At 62.3% G+C, this 18,267-nt stretch carries 13 protein-coding genes; 7 read left to right on the forward strand and 6 right to left on the reverse strand.

The window, feature by feature from the left end:
• Positions 1-16: 16 nt before the first annotated feature.
• The 4 genes from V3328_RS12870 to V3328_RS12885 all read left to right on the forward strand — a co-directional run bounded on the left by V3328_RS12870 (position 17) and on the right by V3328_RS12885 (position 3,603).
• A complete protein-coding gene (locus tag V3328_RS12870) occupies positions 17-751 on the forward strand; it encodes a cyclase family protein (protein ID WP_340330079.1) in 735 nt (244 codons plus the stop codon).
• Between the two features lie 10 nt (positions 752-761).
• Complete coding sequence (locus V3328_RS12875; protein ID WP_340330080.1) at positions 762-1,745, forward strand: quinone oxidoreductase family protein; 984 nt, start codon at positions 762-764, stop codon at positions 1,743-1,745.
• A 7-nt stretch (positions 1,746-1,752) separates the two neighbouring features.
• Entirely contained in the window at positions 1,753-2,523 is a 771-nt protein-coding gene (locus V3328_RS12880) for an alpha/beta fold hydrolase (protein WP_340330081.1), read from the forward strand.
• A gap of 465 nt (positions 2,524-2,988) precedes the next feature.
• Complete coding sequence (locus V3328_RS12885; protein ID WP_340330082.1) at positions 2,989-3,603, forward strand: MarC family protein; 615 nt, start codon at positions 2,989-2,991, stop codon at positions 3,601-3,603.
• A gap of 244 nt (positions 3,604-3,847) precedes the next feature.
• Here V3328_RS12885 and V3328_RS12890 read toward each other — a convergent pair whose 3' ends face one another.
• The 4 genes from V3328_RS12890 to V3328_RS12905 all read right to left on the reverse strand — a co-directional run bounded on the left by V3328_RS12890 (position 3,848) and on the right by V3328_RS12905 (position 10,026).
• Entirely contained in the window at positions 3,848-4,864 is a 1,017-nt protein-coding gene (locus tag V3328_RS12890) for a DUF1214 domain-containing protein (protein ID WP_340330083.1), read from the reverse strand.
• A 668-nt stretch (positions 4,865-5,532) separates the two neighbouring features.
• Positions 5,533-7,152 carry a DUF1254 domain-containing protein gene (locus V3328_RS12895; RefSeq protein ID WP_340330084.1) on the reverse strand — a complete coding sequence of 540 codons (1,620 nt, stop codon included), beginning with the start codon at positions 7,150-7,152 and terminating at the stop codon, positions 5,533-5,535.
• A 221-nt stretch (positions 7,153-7,373) separates the two neighbouring features.
• Positions 7,374-8,255, reverse strand: a complete 882-nt coding sequence (locus V3328_RS12900) for a SphA family protein (RefSeq protein ID WP_340330085.1) — start codon at positions 8,253-8,255, stop codon at positions 7,374-7,376.
• Between the two features lie 250 nt (positions 8,256-8,505).
• Entirely contained in the window at positions 8,506-10,026 is a 1,521-nt protein-coding gene (locus tag V3328_RS12905) for an arylsulfatase (RefSeq protein ID WP_340330086.1), read from the reverse strand.
• Between the two features lie 611 nt (positions 10,027-10,637).
• On the opposite strand from V3328_RS12905, the gene V3328_RS12910 reads away from it, so the two are divergent.
• Positions 10,638-11,645, forward strand: coding sequence for a helix-turn-helix domain-containing protein (locus V3328_RS12910; RefSeq protein WP_340330087.1), 1,008 nt, complete (start codon positions 10,638-10,640; stop codon positions 11,643-11,645).
• A gap of 155 nt (positions 11,646-11,800) precedes the next feature.
• Here V3328_RS12910 and V3328_RS12915 read toward each other — a convergent pair whose 3' ends face one another.
• Positions 11,801-13,894, reverse strand: coding sequence for a PAS domain-containing hybrid sensor histidine kinase/response regulator (locus V3328_RS12915; RefSeq protein WP_340330088.1), 2,094 nt, complete (start codon positions 13,892-13,894; stop codon positions 11,801-11,803).
• Positions 13,895-14,822: 928 nt separating this feature from the next.
• Between V3328_RS12915 and V3328_RS12920 the strand changes: the two genes are divergently transcribed.
• Both V3328_RS12920 and V3328_RS12925 read left to right on the forward strand, forming a co-directional pair.
• Positions 14,823-17,021 (forward strand): PAS domain-containing sensor histidine kinase, encoded by a 2,199-nt coding sequence (locus V3328_RS12920; RefSeq protein ID WP_340330089.1) that lies wholly within the window; start codon positions 14,823-14,825, stop codon positions 17,019-17,021.
• Entirely contained in the window at positions 17,014-17,439 is a 426-nt protein-coding gene (locus V3328_RS12925) for a response regulator (RefSeq protein WP_340330090.1), read from the forward strand. Before V3328_RS12920 ends, V3328_RS12925 begins: the two co-directional genes overlap by 8 nt.
• On the opposite strand, the gene V3328_RS12930 is transcribed toward V3328_RS12925, so the two are convergent.
• Positions 17,408-18,223 (reverse strand): Stf0 family sulfotransferase, encoded by an 816-nt coding sequence (locus V3328_RS12930; protein ID WP_340330091.1) that lies wholly within the window; start codon positions 18,221-18,223, stop codon positions 17,408-17,410. The two genes, V3328_RS12925 and V3328_RS12930, sit on opposite strands and share 32 nt — an antisense overlap.
• Between the last annotated feature and the right edge of the window lie 44 nt (positions 18,224-18,267).

An 18,267-nucleotide genomic window follows, 5' to 3' on the forward strand; every position in this document is an offset into this window, starting at 1 on the left:
TCAGAGGAGACGTCACATGTGCGAAGCCCCTGCCCGCAGGCTCGATGAATGGCGGGGATGGCTGGACCTTCCCGCGCCGGCACCGAGCAGCGGCACCGGCCCATGGCTCGACCTGTCCCACGTGATCACCGAGGACCTGTCGCGGGTGCCGCTGGTGCCCGCGCCGCGGATCCGGCAGGTGCAGAAGAAGCCCGAATACATCGCCAACGTCACCGAGGTGCAGATGGTCGTCCACAACGGCACCCATCTCGATGCGCCCTGCCACTTCATCGCCGACGCGCCGGCGATCGACGACATCCCGCTCGAGCGGCTCTACGGCGAAGGCGTGATCTGGAAGCTCGACATGCCGGACCATGGCGTCATCGAGCCGGAGCACCTGGAGGCGGCGACACCGCGCATGAGGGAGGGCGACATCGTCTACCTCGACACCGGCAGGGGACGCCACATCAACACGCCGGCCTACGAGGACCACGCGCACCTGAGCCCGGAGGCGGCCGAATGGCTGGTCGCGCACGGCGCCAAGATCGTCGGCGTCGACTTCTCGACGCCCGACCTGACCGCGCATCTCCGCCCGGAGAACTTCCAGTTCCCGGTCCATCACATCCTGCTCGGCCGCGGCGTCCTGATCGCCGAGCACATGACCAATCTCGAGCCGCTGTCGGGGCGACGCATCGAGACGATGTTCATGGCCGTCAACATCGGCGGCTCCGACGGCGCACCGGCTCGCGTCGTCGCCCGCCCGGTCGATTGAGGAGCACCCGATGACCCGAGTCCATGCAGTCCGCGTCCACGAGACCGGCGGTCCGGAGGTTCTGCGCGACGAGGAGATCGACCTCGGCGAGCCCGGGGCCGGCGAGGCGCTTGTGCGCCACACCGTGATCGGCCTGAACTACACCGACGTCCACTTCCGCACCGGCCGCTATCCCCTGCGCGAGTTCCCGCACGTGATCGGCATGGAGGCCGCCGGCGTCGTCGAGGCGGTCGGCGACGGCGTCACCACCGTCGCGCCGGGCGACCGCGTCGCCTACGCCTCCGAGACGCCGCGCGCCTACTCGGAGGCGACGGTGATGCCGGTGACGCGCCTGGTGAAGGTGCCCGAGGCCATCGACGATGAGACGGCAGCCGCCGTGATCCTGAAAGGGCTGACCGCCCAGTACCTGATCCGCTCGGCCTACGAGATCGAGGCCGGCGAGACGATCCTCGTCCAGGCCGCCGCCGGCGGCGTCGGCCAGATCATGTGCCAGTGGGCACACCATCTCGGCGTCACCGTGATCGGCACCGTGAGCAGCGACGAAAAGGCCGAGATCGCCCGCCAGAACGGCTGCGACCACCCGATCGTCTACACGCGCGAGGACGTGCCGGCGCGCGTGCTCGAACTGACGGGCGGCGCAAAGCTTCCCGTCGTCTATGACGGGGTCGGCGGAGATACCTTCGAGGACTCGCTGAAATGCGTGCGTCGACGCGGCATGCTGGTCAGCTACGGTACCGCCGGCGGCAAGATCCCGCCTCTCGACCTGTTCCGGCTCAACCTGATGGGCTCGCTCTATGTCACCAGCGCCGGGCTGGCCGACTACATCCATGACCGCACCGAACTCGAGCAGCGCGCAGCGGAGGTCTTCGGCATGGTCTCGAAGGGCATTGTGCGTGTCCACGTCAATCAGCGCTACAAGCTGTCCGACGTCGCCACCGCGCACCGCGATCTGGAGGCGCGGCGCACCTCCGGCAGCTCGATCATCCTGCCGTGAGGCGGTCGTGGCGGACGTTCGTCTGAACCATGTCATCGACGGCTCGGGGCCGAACGTGCTCCTGCTGCACCCGGTCGGGCTCGACGTCACCTTTCTGAAGCCGCTCGCCGACTGCCTGTCCGACCGCTATACCGTGATGCGCGCCGACATGCGCGGCCACGGCGGCACGCCGACCCACCGACCGGCGACGCTCGACGACCTCGTCGACGACATCCACGGCCTCATCGCCGAACGAGCTTTCGCGCCCGCCACCGTCGTCGGCATGTCGTTCGGCGGCATGCTGGCCCAGTCGCTGGCCGTGGCCTATCCACACGATGTCTCAGCGCTGGTGCTGTCCACCACCGCAGCGACCTTCACGCCCGAAACGCGCGCCGTGATGGAAGAGCGCGCGGTGACGGCCGAGAAGGGCGGCATGGAGGCCGTGCTTCAGGACACCCTGCAACGGTGGTTCACCCCCTCGTTCCTGGGCGAGCCCATCGTCGAGCGGGTCCGCGACCGGCTGCTCGCCGACGACGTCGCCGGTTGGGCGCAGACCTGGCGTGCGATCGCAACCCTCGACGTCGCCCCGCGGCTCGACGCAATAGAGGTGCCCACGCTCTGCATCGCCGGCTCCGAGGACAAGGCGACGCCGCCGACCTCGGTCAGGGCAATCGCGGAGCGGATTCCCGGCGCTGAGTATGTCGAGGTCGCCGGCGCCCCGCACATGCTGTTCCTGGAGCGCCCCGGCGAGATGGCACGGTTGGCCCGGGAGTTTCTCGATCGGACCATCGGCAAGTAGGGCCGCTATTCTCCTGGCCTCGGGAACTCGCGGATCCACTTCGTAGCCCAACGACCAACCGTCCGGTTCGCTGGCTGCGCCGGCGGCACGATGGACAGGTTTGGATCCACGCCTCCGCCCCCGAACCCGCTTTGCCGGGTATTTCCGGAGCAGTGTTTGCCGAGGAGCAAACGGGGTGGTCGGGACAGAACCGGCCACGCCACGCGACCCCCGGTAGCGCAGTATCGAACGATGCTGATCGCCGTCGGACTCGGCTGGGATGGCAGGCGTCGCCCGTCCCGTAGCGCCGCTCCGACGTTGCGACCCCCGCCAGGAACGAGTCAGGGCCCTTTCAAGGTGAGAAGGGTGGCCTGCTGCCGGTTTCTGGGGCACTAGGATAAGCGCACATATCCTGCTCATCGAGTGCCACGGCGCTCGGACAGTGATCTGGTTTGAAAATGGTAACCATCGGAGATCGACGGTCATATGAAGGACACGCTACAGGCCATTGCGACGATTGCTTCGCTGATCAACCCGGCGATGTGCGCAGCCATCTTCATGCAGATCGAAGGCGAGCGAGCCGGTCGGGCTCGCGTCCTCGATGCAACGAAAGCGCTTCTCGTCATTCTAACGATTTTGATCGCCGCGGCTTTCTTCGGCGCCCAGTTGCTCCGGGTCTTCGGCGTCTCACTGGACGCGTTCTCCGTGGCCGGGGGCGGCGTCCTGGTCTGGATCGGGATCGCAATGCTTACCGGACGCGGAGCCGCTACCGTGCCGGACAATGACGGGAGCAAGACGGCGCCGGTCGATCCGTCTCTCGCGCCGCTCATTCTCTTTGCCGCGAGCCCCGGAACGATCACAGGCGTCATAACGCTTTCCGTCAGCCACTCGAGATTCGATGTTCCGGTCACGGCCATCACCGCTGTCGTGATCGTGCTCGCGCTGACCTGGGCTCTGCTGCTTCTCACGGCGCGAACGCGCAGTTCAAAGAGCGGCGGCATGGCTCACGATATGGTCACCCGCTACATGGGACTGATCGTCGTGGCTATGGGGATCCAGTTCATGTTGACCGGCTACAAGGCATTCATGGGAGCCGGCTGAGACTGGCAGCGTCTGGTCCCAGTATTGATCAAACCTGGGGCAGGTCCTCCTGCCCAGTTTAATCACGGATCGCTCAGGGGAGGGCTCCCAAAAGCTGCCATTCGAGATGGGTCGGATTCGGAATCGGCTGCGAGCGGCCAAGTCGGAAATATGGAACCTGAGCTGCCCTCTGCCGCGACGATGAATGCAGCATGAAATGTCCCGGAGCATGCATTCTCCGCCTGCTCCGGGACGAGCATCGTAGCTAGTTCGCGAGCACCGCTTCAGGAAACCGCCAGTGGCCGTCGATCAGTTCCTGTTTCGGCCGATACATGCGCACCAGGTAATTCCAGCCTTCCATGATCTCGAACTTGTTAGGGCCGTCGCCGCCGAAACTGATGGTGAACGTCCCGTCTTCGTTCGGCTTGGCGGTAACGCTGTTGAAGGAGTAGACATTGTTCTTGGTCTTCGGCAAATACCCTTCGGCATTGTAAAGCGTCACCGACCAAAACGCCTCCACCGGCACGTCCTTGGGAACGTGCAGCATATAGGGTGTCTTGCCGTCATTGTTGGCGACCAGACCGACCGAATAGACTGCCGCTTCCTCCGGATTGCCGCCCCAGCCGGCTGCGGCACCCAATGTCCAGTAAAGCTGGTTCAGGTCGTGCCTGATGCCGAAATAGCCGCGGGTACTCGTCCTCGTCTGGGCGACCTTCTGAAGCAGCTCCCGCAACGATGCGAGGCTCTCCTGATCCCAGTTCGGAATCTGGAATTCACCCGTGTTTGCCTGTTCGGCCTTGATCTGATCCTGAAGGGCGTGCGCGGCCTTCATATCGTCGGCATCGTTGGGATCGGCAAACGTGCGAACATTGCAGAAGGCGTATCGGGTGCCCATCTGCTCCCTTGTGAATGTAAAATAGCCGGGGCCATAAACCGTTGGCTGAATCGAATGCTCCTCACTCAGGCACTCCAGTGATTGGAACCGGCCGCCGGAATCGGGCATGTAGATCGTCACCGGCGTCGTGAGATCCACCACCATGAGGGAATAGAGCGTATCGACGTTGGATCGAATCACGATCTGGTCGTCAGCATTGACCATGTTGCGTTCATGCAGGAACTTGCCAAGTGCGCCGCGCTTGACATACCCGGCCATGTTGGTGTCGCTCTGCGCACGGACGAAATTGTCGATAGTAACTTTGACAGGGTCTGTACTTTGTGCGGAGGCTATGCCGTTCGCCGTCAGCAAGAATGCGAATACCGAACCGATAAGAACCTTCTGCATGTAACTTCGCTCCCAGGATGTTTACGACAAGAACCGCCAACACGGGGAGCCGTGCAGGCACTCAGGACATTTACTGCAGTTGCACAAAAGCAATGCGACCGGAAGCCTCGACCGATCCACAGCTATCGATGACACAACCGGCGCTTTTTCGCATCGGTTCGGTCTCGTTGCCAGAATATGTCGAGCCACCGGCGACATCCGCATGTCGGTCGGCTTGAACGCCGAGATCAGGGCCTGGATCCACGGCACGATCGCCACGAAGCCGACCCCAGCCCATGGTACACACAGCTTCGGCGTCAGGATGGTTGCGCGCCACAGCGAGTGTGGCCGGGCAGGCCAAGCAGGCAGACCAGCGTGATCCAGTCCCGAAATGCGGAGACTGGTGAACGTCCTGCGGGGTGGTCTGAACATCCAACATCTGCTTTCCGCTTGGGCCGGCAGACGGGAATTGAACGGCAACAAGTGCAAGACCTGCGGCCTACTCAGTCTGCGCCGGCGAGGCGATCGCATGAGCGTCCCTTCTGGTCGCGCCTCGCCGCCGTTCACCATCAATCGAGCATGGGCCCCGGGCAGAAGCCAATCGATGAACGGCCACCGATTATCCTGTTCTGCACGATAAATTGAGATCTGTACCCGCATGCGTTACCGGGGCCCAGCTGCGCCGGCCGTTACTCCACGCCTACGATCTCGCTCGGCCGCCACGTCTTGTCGAAAAAGGACGGGAGCGGGCTGTAGAGTCGCAGGATCGTGAACCATCCCTTCTCAGGATCGGTCTGAACCCAGTTGCCCTCGGCCACGTCGGCGGGCTTCTCAGGCGCGAACCAGATCGTCGTCGAGCCGTCTTCGGCCGCCTCCGCCGCGGGTGTCGGATAGCTCTGGCTACCGGCGCGGGGGTATTTCTGAGGCGTCTGCAGCATCGAGCGGGTCTGGTTGTCGTAAAGGGTGAACGACCAGAACGCCGCCGCCGGGATGCCCTTCGGCAGGTCGACCTTGTAGGTCTTGGCGCCATCGAAGACGTCGCCGTTCGCATCCCGGAAGGCGATGAGATACTGAGACCCCACCTCGGGAATGCGCATGATCATCGCCGGGGAGTCCAGCGTGTAGGCGTAGTAGAACGCCGTGCGGCTGTCGAGCGTGCGCGCGCCGGTCGGCGGGAACGGCTTGAACATCCCGTCCTCAAACAGCGGCGGCGGCGTTTCGAAGTAGGCGCCACCTTCCCACAACATCGACCCCCACTGGGAGTCCTCGTAGTAGGCCCAGTCCGGGTGTTTCTCGGCATACTGCCATTGCAATGCCCGGCCGAATGCCTGCCCGGCCGCGGCAGCGTCGGAGAGGATCTTCTTCATCCGCTCGTCGGGACTGAACGGCTTGCCATGGACGATGCCTATGGCGGCCATCTGGCCGGCCAGTTCGACGTCGTAGCTGGTCGCCGGCTCGTTCTGTACATTCTCGTTGAGCAGTTCGAAGAAGCCGTAGTCGCTGGGCGGAATTGTGTTGAACGCCATGCCGCTGGCGTCGATGAACTTCATCTGAGGGATCTCCGGCTCGCCTTCCAGCCGGACCTTGCCCTCCAGCGCCTCGGCAATCGGCGTGCCGTAGCTGCCCGGCTTGTAGGGGTAGATCTTGAGATTCTGCTTGATGTTGTCGACGGCAGGCTTCGGATCGTTGCCGTTGTCGATGAAGGCGCGCAGCGCGTAGAGCACCGTGTTGGTCCTTGCGTGCGCAATGAAATACCCGCCCTGCGGCAAGGGGCCATCATATTCCGGACCGACGACCAGATACTTGCCCCCGAGCCCCCGGTCGGGCCCGGGCTTGCCCACGTCGATCACCCATTGGAACCACATGTCGTTGATCGCGCCGAGACCGCCGGAGGGCTGGTCGATCACCACGGGACCGTCGGATAGATCGATCCAGCTCAGGTAATAGATCGTGTCGGCGTTCGCGGTCAGGAACAGCGAGCTGGAATCCATCAGCGTTTCGAAGATGACGACATCGCCGCTTCCCGCACCGACGCTCTGAAAGCCCTTCACGAGGCCCAGGGCTGACGCGCCGCGAAAACTGTTGTTGTAGACGTTGAGGGCGCGGGTGAAGTCGATGGTGTCGTAGATGCTCTGCGCGGTCGCGTCGGACGGTATGCCGTCGCTGAACTCAAGCGTGCCGATCCGCGTATCAACAGAGTCCGGAGCGGAAAGCGATCGAACCGTCTCGGACGCAACGTCGGCCCACGCCGGGCCGGCTAGCAGGCAGATGCCCATTGCGAGTACTGAAGGCGTCGGCTTGATTCTCATTTCTTTGTACCCTGTGTGTCGTTGTTGACTCTGAGGATGTTGCTTGGGTGTGGCAGACACTTAATCGAAGGCGGTGAGGCGCGCCGGGAGGTCGCATCCGCTGCAGACGTAAATGTCGTCGCGACTCCTTGATGCAGGGATACCGCCCGTCCGGACGTTGCGATCGGGGCCAACGTCCGGCTCGACTGGAGTCCGAACCGCCAATTGTCTCAGAGCGCCCATCAGTCGTGCACTTGCTTGTGGGCCATGGCCGATAAAGGCACGTTGATCGTCAGGAACAGACTTCCGCCTTCCGTCCGGTTCCGGGCCCCAAACTCGTAATAGCCCCGAAGGTTTGTATAGATTGGTACGCCCCCGGCATTGAAGGTGTAGCCAAGTTGCGGCCCTACGGCAAAGGTGCGGCTCTCCATGGAGCCAAGGACTGGGGGCTGCCCCTTGTCGGGCGTCAGTTGCACGTAGGCATAGCCGACGAGACCGACAAACAACTGCTCATTCAGGAACCGGGACATACCCAGGTCGACATGCAAGTCGATGCCGTTGGTGTAGTCGGTATCGGGATTCTCGAAGTTGTAGGTCAGCCCGGCGGTCGCAGAGAATTCCCATCCGGTCTTGGTATTGAGGTAGGTATATGCGCCTCCGGCGTCGATGGCTGCATGACCGATTCCGAGATTGGAAAGGCGATTGGGATCGTAGCTGCCGACCGGGATGTCACCGGTGAGGTAGGCCATCCAGTTGTGCAAGCCCTTGTCCCAGAACAGTTGTGCGGTCGGATAGAGGTCGCCGAAGCCCGTCACGACGTCGGTCCGGCTTGCTGACGTGGCCAGAGTGTTGACGTTGGCAGAGGTCTCGTTCCAGCCGGGAAAGAACGCAAGGGAAATGCTCGGTCGCGCGCCGAATATGGTCGTGTCCGGAGTCCAGGTCGGCGCGAAGAACTGTCCGCAGAAGTCTGCCTCGAGACCAAAGCTCAGGCCGCCACCGCGATTGAGCGCCCTGTCGCCTCCGGCTTTGCCCGCATAGCAATAGCTTTGCGTGGGCAGGGAGAAGCCTGGCGTCGGCGCAATGGCGGCGAAGCTGGCATACTGGCCGGGGAGCCAGAAGCTCACTCCGCCCTCATCGGCGTGGGCGGAAGACGCAATGGCCACCGACAGAACCGTGAGCGACAGGATTGCCGCTCCCCTGAGCGACCTGGAACGCTGTATAGTCATCCCTGCCTCATCGGAAAGCCCGGACCGGAATCGGCGGATAGCGACTCGCGACAAACGCACCAACCGCCGTCAATTCCCGAGCCGGAGATACGCAGCCCAGCGAATCGGCGACCCCCGGGCCGGAAGTCGCCACTTCGCAACACGAACGTCAATTCCGGGCGGTATAACCTTTGAAGTCCTCGGTTCCGGGCGGGATGTTCGGATATTCCTCGACGCTCTTCTTATAGGCACCTTCGATCTCGAGCATCGGTGCGAAAATCCAGGTCATCGTCAGCTCCGTGTCCCACAGATTGAAATCCTCCTGAGGATCGTTGGAAAGATTGTAGAACTTCGGGAGTTGGAAGACTTCGGCGGCCTGGTTCAGGGTCGCAAGCTGCGGGTCGCGGAACCCACGCTTGATCATCTTGTAGTAGCGCCACTTGATCGACATCAGTTCGCCGTCCACGCCAAAGAACATGTAGTGTTCCCGGCTCGACTCCTTGCTCTCGCCCAGTAGAAGCTTGGAGAAGTCGATGCCGTCGACCGGTCGGTCTGTCGGCACGAGGTGCGAGCTTCCGGTCATCTCCGCAAGCGTGGGGAACCAGTCGACCGCCGCGACGATCTCGTTGCTGACCGCCCCGGCGGGAATCTTGCCGGGCCAGCGGACGATCGCCGGCACGCGCATGCTTCCTTCGTAAGGCGTGTAGAAGAAATTGCCGCGGAACGGACCGTTCGAGCCGCCTACAGCGCCAGCGTTGGCCGACAGGCCACTGGTGGCATTGTCGCTGCTCAGGACGAAGATGGTGTTGTCCTCAACGCCCGCCTCCCTGACAGCATCCATGACCTGCCCGACCCGGTGATCCATCTCGGCGATACAGTCGGCGTACATGCCACTGTGCTTTAAGGACTTGCCAACGAACTCCGGGTTGCAAACGATCGGCGGATGCATTTCCGAGTAACCGAGGTAGACGAAGAACGGTTCCTTCGCGGCAGCCTGCTTCTTGATGTACTCGACGGTCTTCGGGATCAGATATTCCCCATCGATGATGGGTCGGACCTTCATGTCCAGTTCCATCACGACCTTCGAGTCCTCGCCCTTCTTCCCTTCCAGGACATGCGGCGGCGCGTCCAAAGCCTCGGTGATGTTGCGTTCCTTGAAGATCTCTTCGATCATCGCGTTGTATAGCGGATAGGTCGTGTAACCGGACTCCTCCCAACTATTGGGGATGCCCCACCATTCGTCGAAGCCCTGATCGTTCGGCAGGCGGCCCTGGATGTTTCCCAGATGCCACTTGCCGTAGAGCGCGGTCTTGTAGCCGGCGTCCGACAGCAACTCCGCGATGGTGTATTCCCACGGCGTCATCCCGGCCGGGCCGCCGTTGGACGGCGGCAGAACATTGTAAGTACCGGAGCGAACAGGGTGCCGTCCGGTCATGATCGCCGAACGCGAGGGCGTGCACTGTACTTCCACATTGTAGTTGGTGAAGCGCATGCCCTCGGAAGCCAGCTGGTCGATGTTCGGCGTCTCCACCTGGCCGCCATAGACGCCCCAGTCGCCGAAGCCGGTGTTGTCGGCGAGAAAGAAGACGATATTCGGCTTCGATTCGCTCTGGGCCTGTACTGACTCCGCCGATAGAAATAGGGCGATCCACAGCGAGGCTGTGAGGACCGGTAATATCCTGTAGCGCATAGAAACTTCCCCAGGTTCAGTTCAAACAGTGGTTCCGATAAAGTCGCCAATCAGTTCAAACGGAATTGGCGTGTGCGGGCGAAGGCAGATGTATCCGCGTCTGGTTTGCCCCGTCACGACCTTACCGCCGAAGCGAGATCCCAGGACGAGAGGACGGGTTCGCTGCAACGGTGGCCGCAGGAGTTGGGACCGGGTTCGTGGCCAAGCGTTTCATGGTCAGTGGGGTTCGGAGTCGGCGTGCATCCCGAGGCCTGCTAGCGGGCATCGGAGGTGGAGGATTGAATCTTGCGGAAGTTAGCAAAAGGCGGATCTCGGTGCTGACCATTTCGCGCCAACGTGAGAATCAGTTTGTTTCGCCGCCGGCCACCGGGCCGCTTGGGCTCGCAACATTGATCGTCGCTCCTGCCGTCGGCGTACCGATTTCCACCCCGACGACAGGCGGTTCAAGCGCGGAAGCCGTGCGCCTGCAACACGGGCATGCGAGCAACCAGCCTCGATATCGTTCGCGATCGGCATCCACCTTCAGCAGGTCCCCGAACGCCGGCGATTATCTCGGCCGATGATGCACCTTTGTCCCCATCGTCGATACTTTGCCTAAACTGGAGTTTGGTTTGCGACAGGTTCCCCTCGTTAGAGCCGCACATTTCAACCTCTACCTCTCCGTGTTGCGGGAAATCGGGGTTCCGGTCTGGGACTGCCTGACGCGGGCGGGCCTGCCGGCCACGACGGAAGAGTCACCGGATCTCTACCTCAGCCTGCCGAGAATAATGGATTTTGTGGCACAGGATGGCGGCGCCGGAGGTGCAATGGAGTTGGGATTCATGGCCGCGCAACGGGCAACTCTCAGGGACCTTCGACCCGAGTTCCGGCAAGCGATCCTCAACGCGCAGAGTGGCTTCGCACTGCTGCAGACTTTTCTTCGCTATCGGAAAGGAGAAGACACTGCAGCCTTCAGCGCGATCTATCCGGAGGGTGCATCTGTACGCGTGGTCTGCGACCAGCCCGGGCTCGAACACACCGCCGGCTTCGTCTGCACCGAATGGATGAACCTGCAGGCGGTTGTGTCGATCGTGCGCTGCATAGCAGGCGCCGCATGGACACCCGAAGAGGTGACCTTCGTTTCAGATTTTGCGCCACATGACCGCGCGAAGGAAGCGTTTCCGAACACGCGGATGCTCATGTCACAAATTCACACCTCCGTGCTGGTTCCGCGGGATGTGCTGGCCAGGCCCAGCAATTCGCCGGTGGTGCCGGAGACGGGCGACTGCGAGGAGCACGCGGAGATCAGCCATTCGGCAGGTCCGCTGGACACGATCCGGGAGATCGTCAAACCGTATTTCCGCGAGAAGCCGCTCCTGCTTCTCGAAGTGGCCGAGATCCTCGGCATGAGCCAGCGGACGTTGCAACGTCAACTCAACAACATGGGTGTAAGTTACTCCCGTCTTGTTGCCGAGGCCCGGTACCAGGTCGCCTGCGACCTTTTGGCGAATCTCGATATCAAGATCACGGATATCGCAATTGCCACCGGCTACCAGAACCCTTCGCATTTTTCGCGTGCATTCCGTCGGTTCGCTGGCCTCTCCCCGATCGAGTACCGCATGTCCGCTTCTGCTCAATGATGATCAAGGGCTGCGGAAGGTCCGCCACCGAAAGTTGCTGCCGCCGGCACCGCGAAGTATGGAACGGGCTGTCGAGCCAGCCTCAGTGCCGGGTGAGTCGTCGGGGGCGTGGTTGCATGAACCGCATCGGCAACTGGGTCCGCTGGCGCAGGGAACTATTGCTGCGCATCTGATCCGGGAGAACGGCGACACTTTCGCAGGGGCACTACATTCCCGTCGGGCGCTTGCCCTGTCTTCGCTGTGACACCGGCCGCAGCATCCGGGTCGTCGTCGGCAATCAGCGCCGCGTCGCTCGTCGGATTCATCTCCGCCTCGATGCCATCGTCCTCGCCTGGAGCCCGAGACGCACGCGGCAGATAAAGGCTGACGGTGGTTCCGCTGCCCAATTCGCTTTCGATTGTGACGGTGCCCCCCGACTGCTTTGCGAATCCGTATACCTGAGATAGCCCCAGTCCCGTCCCCTTGTCGTTCTCCTTGGTCGTGAAAAACGGCTCGAACACCTTTTCGAGTACATCCGGAGCGATCCCGGTGCCGGTGTCGGCGATACGCACTGCGACAAAGTCGCCCTCGAGATCCTCGCGGAGCTCACCGCGTGCGAGGGTAATGTTTTCCGTTGTAATCGTCACGACGCCACCGTCAGGCATGGCGTCTCGGGCGTTTAGGGCAGTGTTGATGAGAGCGAGCTCGAATTCACCGGGATCGGCTTCGATTTTCCACGTTTCGGGGGCGACAGCCGAAGCCAGAGATACCTGGCCACTCAAGGAACTTCCCAACATCCGCTGGACGGCTTCTATGCGCTCGCCGACCGAAAGCACTTCGGCGGCAGCCGTCTGCTTGCGGGAGAAACTCAGCAATTGGCGGGTCAGGGCAACGCCGCGTTCGATGGCCAGTTCCACCGATTCAGTGGCCTTGCTGGCCGAAGGATCGCTGGCCACGGCCTTCTTCACGAGACGGACATAGCTGCTCACGATCGTCAGGAGGTTGTTGAAGTCATGCACCACGCCTCCCGTCAGCTGACCCAGGGCGTCCATCTTTTGTGCATGCGCCCGCTGCGCTTGTGCTTCCTTGAGAGCCAGCTCCGCCTCGCGGCGCTCCGTGATGTCCCGTGTGATCTTCGCGAAACCGATCAGTTCGCCCGGTTCATCGCGAATCGGATCGATGACGACGTGCGCCCAGAACAAGGTGCCGTCCTTGCGCACCCGCCAGTCCTCGGCCTCGAAGCGCCCCTCCTGCGTCGCCGTATGCAAGGCGCGTGAAGGCTTGCCGGCAGAGCGGTCGCGCTCGGTGTAGAAGCGGGAGAAGTGCTGGCCGATGATTTCATCGGCGGCGTATCCCTTGATGCGCTCGGCTCCCGAATTCCAGCTTGTGACGATCCCGTTGGGGTCGATCATATAGAGGGCGTAATCCGTGACGCCCTGGACCAGCAGCCTGAACTGGCGCTCGCTTTCGCGCAGTGCCTCCTGCGCGGCGCGCCGTTCGGTGATGTCCCGCGTGATCTTGGCGAAGCCCTCCAGTTCGCCCGCCTCGTTGCGGATCGCGTCCACCACCACAGACGCCCAGAAGCGGCTGCCGTCCTTGCGGACCCGCCAGCCCTCGCCTTCGTAGCGCCCTTCACGGATAGCCGTTTCGAGGACCCTGGCGGGAATGCCCCTGGCTCGATCCTCCTTCGGGTAGAATTTCGAGAAGTGATGCCCGACGATTTCGTCTACCGTGTAGCCCTTCAGCCGCTCCGCGCCTGTATTCCAGTTGATTACGATTCCGCTGGGATCGAGCATGTAGAGGGCGTAGTCCACCACCCCTTCCACCAGCACACGGAAGCGACGCTCGCTTTCCCGCAAGGCGCGGTCGGCGGCCATTCGTTCCGTTATGTCGCGGGTGATCTTCGCGTAGCCGATCAGTTGTCCTTTCTCATCGAGGACACGCTGGAGGATGGCGTTTGACCAGAAGTGGGTGCCGTCCTTGCGAACGCGCCAGCCCTCCGCCTCGTGGCGCCCCGTCTCGCGGGCCGAGGCAACGATCGCTTCCGGGAGCCCCGCCGCCTGATCTTCTGCCGTGAAGAACGTGGAGAAGTGCTGCCCTATGATCTCGGCAGCGCTGTAGCCCTTTATCTTCTCGGCACCCGGATTCCACGTGGTGACGAAACCCTCGGGATCGAGCATGTAGATTGCGTAGTCGCTGACCGCATCGATCAGAAGCTCCAGACGGTGAGCCTCAGAGATCTGTTGCGCATTTTCCAGGTTGGGTGCCATTGTGAGCCCGATTGCGCCGAAAGCCCGAAGGAATCGACGTTACGTGCAGCGCTCTCCCATTACAACGGGTATCGACCGATGACCGCTCAGTCTCCTCTCCGATTGCAAGTGCCGGCCCTGGTTAGGCTGCCGCTCGCAGTTGCACCCGGAGCAGAGCCCGATGACGGAGACGCGGACGGGGCGGAAGACCGCAGCGGCGCCTCCGCGCGGGACGACCTCCCCTACCGGGTCGAACTCTGGGACGCGACGAAGACGAGTGTTGAGCAGGTACTCGCAGTCACTGCCAATGCCACCATTGGTTACGCGGCGTACTATGCCGCGACGCGGGAGCATGTCGAACGTTACATAACGCTGCGACACAAGAATGGCATCGTCTCCCGATGGAACGGCCCGTCACACTAGGGCCGGCGAGGATGTCAGCGAATTCGCCTGCGTCCGATGCAGACGAGGACCTTCCCTACCGGATCGAGCTTTGGGATGCCGAAAGGTGTGGAGAGGTCGAGAGAGTACTCGCGCGAGCCCTGAGCGCGCATCTCGCCCGTGCCATTTTCCATGCCGCGACGGAGGAGTATCCCGCACGCAGGATAACTCTATGCAGGGGTCCTGACACGCTCGCCGATACCGCGGCCGATTCCGCCAGCGACTGAACCGGCCCCAGCAGGATCGCGCACCTCTCGTCGCGGACTCCAGCCGCCCACTGATGGCATCGCGATATACCAAGCCGGCTGCTGCATCCGTCTTTACGAGCCGTTTCACTAATTTCGGATAATGTCAGTCACCGAAGGAACCATTCCCGTGCCACGGCGTTGCATCCTGCTGGCTGTGCGTTTCGGGGGAAGGTGAGTGAGTCCAGATCCAACATCGTCATGTATCCCGCGGCTCCCGCGAGAGTACTCACCGCCTTCGGGACGGCGGAAGGTTACGCCCCATGTCCACCGTTGAAGAATTTCCTGCCCCCGCAGGCAGACTGAGCGAATTCGATGCGCTCGTGGCGGCGTCGCCCACCGTGCTCGAGGCAATTCCAGGCGCTGTCTACATCTGCGACCATGAAGGATGGCTCGTCCGGTTCAATTCGGAAGCGGCTGCGCTGTGGGGCCGCTCCCCCGACCTGAACGGCTCCAGGGAGCGCTTCTGTGGCTCCCACCGCCTGTTAAAGACGGATGGAACGCCGCTACCGCATGCCGACTGCCCGATGGCGAATGCGGTGCGTTCGGGCGGCGACATGAGAAACGCCGAGGTCGTGATACAGCGCCCGGACGGCACCTTCTTCACCGCCTTGGCCAATATTCGCGCTCTGAAAGATCACCGGGGCAATGTGCAGGGCGCGATCAACTGCTTCCAGGACATATCGGCCCACAAGGCGATGGAAGAAGAGGTCGCTCGCAAGAACCGGGACCTGGAGGACTTCTTCGAAAACAGCGCAATCGGCCTCCACATCGTCAGTTCGGAAGGCACGATTCAGCGCGCCAATCAGGCCGAATTGGCACTTCTCGGGTACCCGGCGGACGAGTACATCGGCCGCCACATCGCAGAATTTCACGTCGACGCACCTGTGATCGGCGACATCCTGAACAGGCTTGCAAGCGGTGAGAAGCTGGACCGCTATCCGGCCCGCCTGCGGGCCAGGGACGGGTCGATCAAGCACGTGGTGATCACCTCGAACAGCCGTTTCGAGAATGGGAAGTTCGTGAACACGCGCTGCTTCACGATGGACATGACGCATCTGTTTGAGTCAGAGCGTGCCCGTCGCGAAAGCGAGGAACGGCTGTCCGCGACCTATGAGGCAGCGACCGTCGGCATCGCCGAGGCCGACGAGACCGGTCGCCTGTCTCGCGTGAACGACGCCTTCTGCAGAATGCTGGGCCGTTCGCGCGAGCAACTCCTTCAGATGACCTTCTTCGACTATACGATGGAGGAGGATCGGGAGGAGGATGCGACCTCCTTCGCCCGACAGGTGGGAGGAGAGCTGGACAACTACTCCGTCCGGAAACGGGCTCGCAAGCCGGATGGGGAGATTGTCTATCTCGATGTTCGCGCCTCCGCCGTCCGGGATGAGGAGGGGCGTTTCCGCTACGGCGTCCGTGTCATTCAGGACGTCACCGAATCCAAGCTCATGGAGGACCGCATCCGGGCAAGCGAGCAACGCATGCGCGATCTGCTCGAGGCACTGCCTGCAGCGGTCTACACGACAGATGCGAACGGTCGCGTGACGTTCTTCAACCAGGCCTGCATCGACCTGGCCGGCCGGACCCCGCAGATCGGCGACGACTGGTGCATCTCGTGGCGGCTCTATACCGCCGACGGGGCCCCGTTGCCGCACGACCAGTGCCCGATGGCAGTGGCGCTGAAGGAGAACAGGCCGGTCCGTGGCGTCGAGGCGATGGCCGAGCGCCCTGACGGTACGCTGGTGCCCTTTGTGCCCTATCCGACCCCGTTGCACGACGCCAGCGGCAAGCTCGTCGGTGCAATCAACATGATGGTCGACATCACCGAGCGCAAACAGGCCGAAAATCGCCAGAAGACACTTATCGACGAGTTGAACCACAGGGTGAAGAACATGCTCGCCACGGTACAGTCGCTGGCAATGCAGACCGCGCGACATTCCGAGGGGTTGCAGGACTTCACCACGAGATACGAAAAGCGTCTGCTGGGCCTGGCGCGCGCGCATGATCTCCTGACGAAACGTCACTGGGAGGATGCGCCGCTCGATTATCTGGTGCGCGCGATATTGCGCCCGCTGCTGGCGGGAGCGGACCAGAACGTGGAGATCCAGGGGCCGCCGATCACACTCAATCCAAGAGCTGCGCTCAGTCTCACCATGGCCCTGAACGAACTTGCCACCAACGCTGCGAAGTACGGTGCGTTCAGCTGCGAGGACGGTCGGCTTTCTCTCGTGTGGCAGCTGCGCGAGACGCAGGATCAGACCCTGGTGGACCTGATTTGGCAGGAACTTGAGGGGCCTCCGGTGGTGGCACCGGTACGGCGCGGGTTCGGCAGCCGCCTCATCGAGCGGTGCATAGAGCGCGATCTCAGCGGGGAGCTTGATCTGGCTTTCGAGCCGCACGGGCTGTCTTGCCGTCTGACCTTTCCCATCGGGACTGCGGCACGTGTGACCCCGAATGGCTGAGCTTGCCGGCCTGCGCGTACTCGTGGTCGAGGACGAGGGTATGGTGGCCCTTCTCATCGAGGGGATGCTGGCGGATCTCGGCTGCGACGTCGTCGCATCTGCGGCGTCCCTGTCCAGGGCCGTTGCCGCGGCGAGAGATGAAGCGATCGATTTCGCGCTCCTTGACGTGAACCTCGATGGACATCTGGTTTTCCCCGCCGCCGAGATCCTGCGCGCGCGCGGGATCCCGTTCGTGTTCAGCACGGGATACGGGCGCGTCGCACTGCTGGAGAACTTCAAGGAGTATCAGGTTCTGAACAAACCGTTCGCGATCGAAGAGCTCAGAGAAGCTCGAGATTGCGTTGAAGGGATAGCCCCGGACAACGTCGGCCTGGGGTGCATGTCCGTCAGGGTGCCGGTTGCGTATAGCCGAGCGTGAACCCTGAACGGTCGGACTGGCGTGCCCGCTGGAAAAGATCCCTGAAGCGGCGGTTCTTTTCCGTCCGGACGATCCGGAATTCCGTTTCAACGACCGGCGCGGGTGGCGCCTCTCGGCCGAGGTGGGCGAAGATGTCCGCCAGGACGCTGGCGGGGTCGGCTTCCAGATCCTCGTAATAGATTCGCAGTGGTCGAATGTCTTCCGAAGAAAAGAACTGTTCCCATGCGTTTTCCAGAGACAGGATGTGGCTGAGATGCATGTTGATGCCGTCGAGGGAAAAGGGAACATCCTTAACCGCCTGCCTATGTTCTGTATAGGTCGTGTGAAAATACCGGGACTCCGTCGCGATATAGCGCGAGATGGCCTGGTCCAGCCGGTCGCGTCGCGACAGGTAGACGTAGTGGGCGCCGGTGAAATAATGCGCGTACGCGCCGAGGTAGTATAACGGCAGAAACTGCATCCAGTCCGCCTTGGCGGAAAAAATACCGTCCCCCGTAATGTTGACGTCTATACGATTTCGAACGAAGTCCTCGAACGTAGTTAGACCAAACTTGCTCGTGATCTTCTCTATCGATCCGCCGGTATAGCGGAACTGCTCGTGGGCGAGACCCAGCCCGTTGTCCCGCAGCACCGATCCAAGATACTGGCTCCCGGAGCGCGGGGTCATGCAGACGATAAGCATGGTCAGCTCGTCGTAGCCGCGGCCGCGAAAGGGCGGCGTGGCGACAACCTTGGCGATCGCATCACAGGTTCGTCTGACGTGCGCGTCATGGGCTCCGAACACGCTGGAATCTCCTTATGGATCGCAGGGAGCCGGCAACTGCCGGG

Origin of the sequence: Microbaculum marinum (assembly GCF_037855135.1) — a bacterium.
GTDB lineage: Bacteria > Pseudomonadota > Alphaproteobacteria > Rhizobiales > Tepidamorphaceae > Microbaculum > Microbaculum marinum.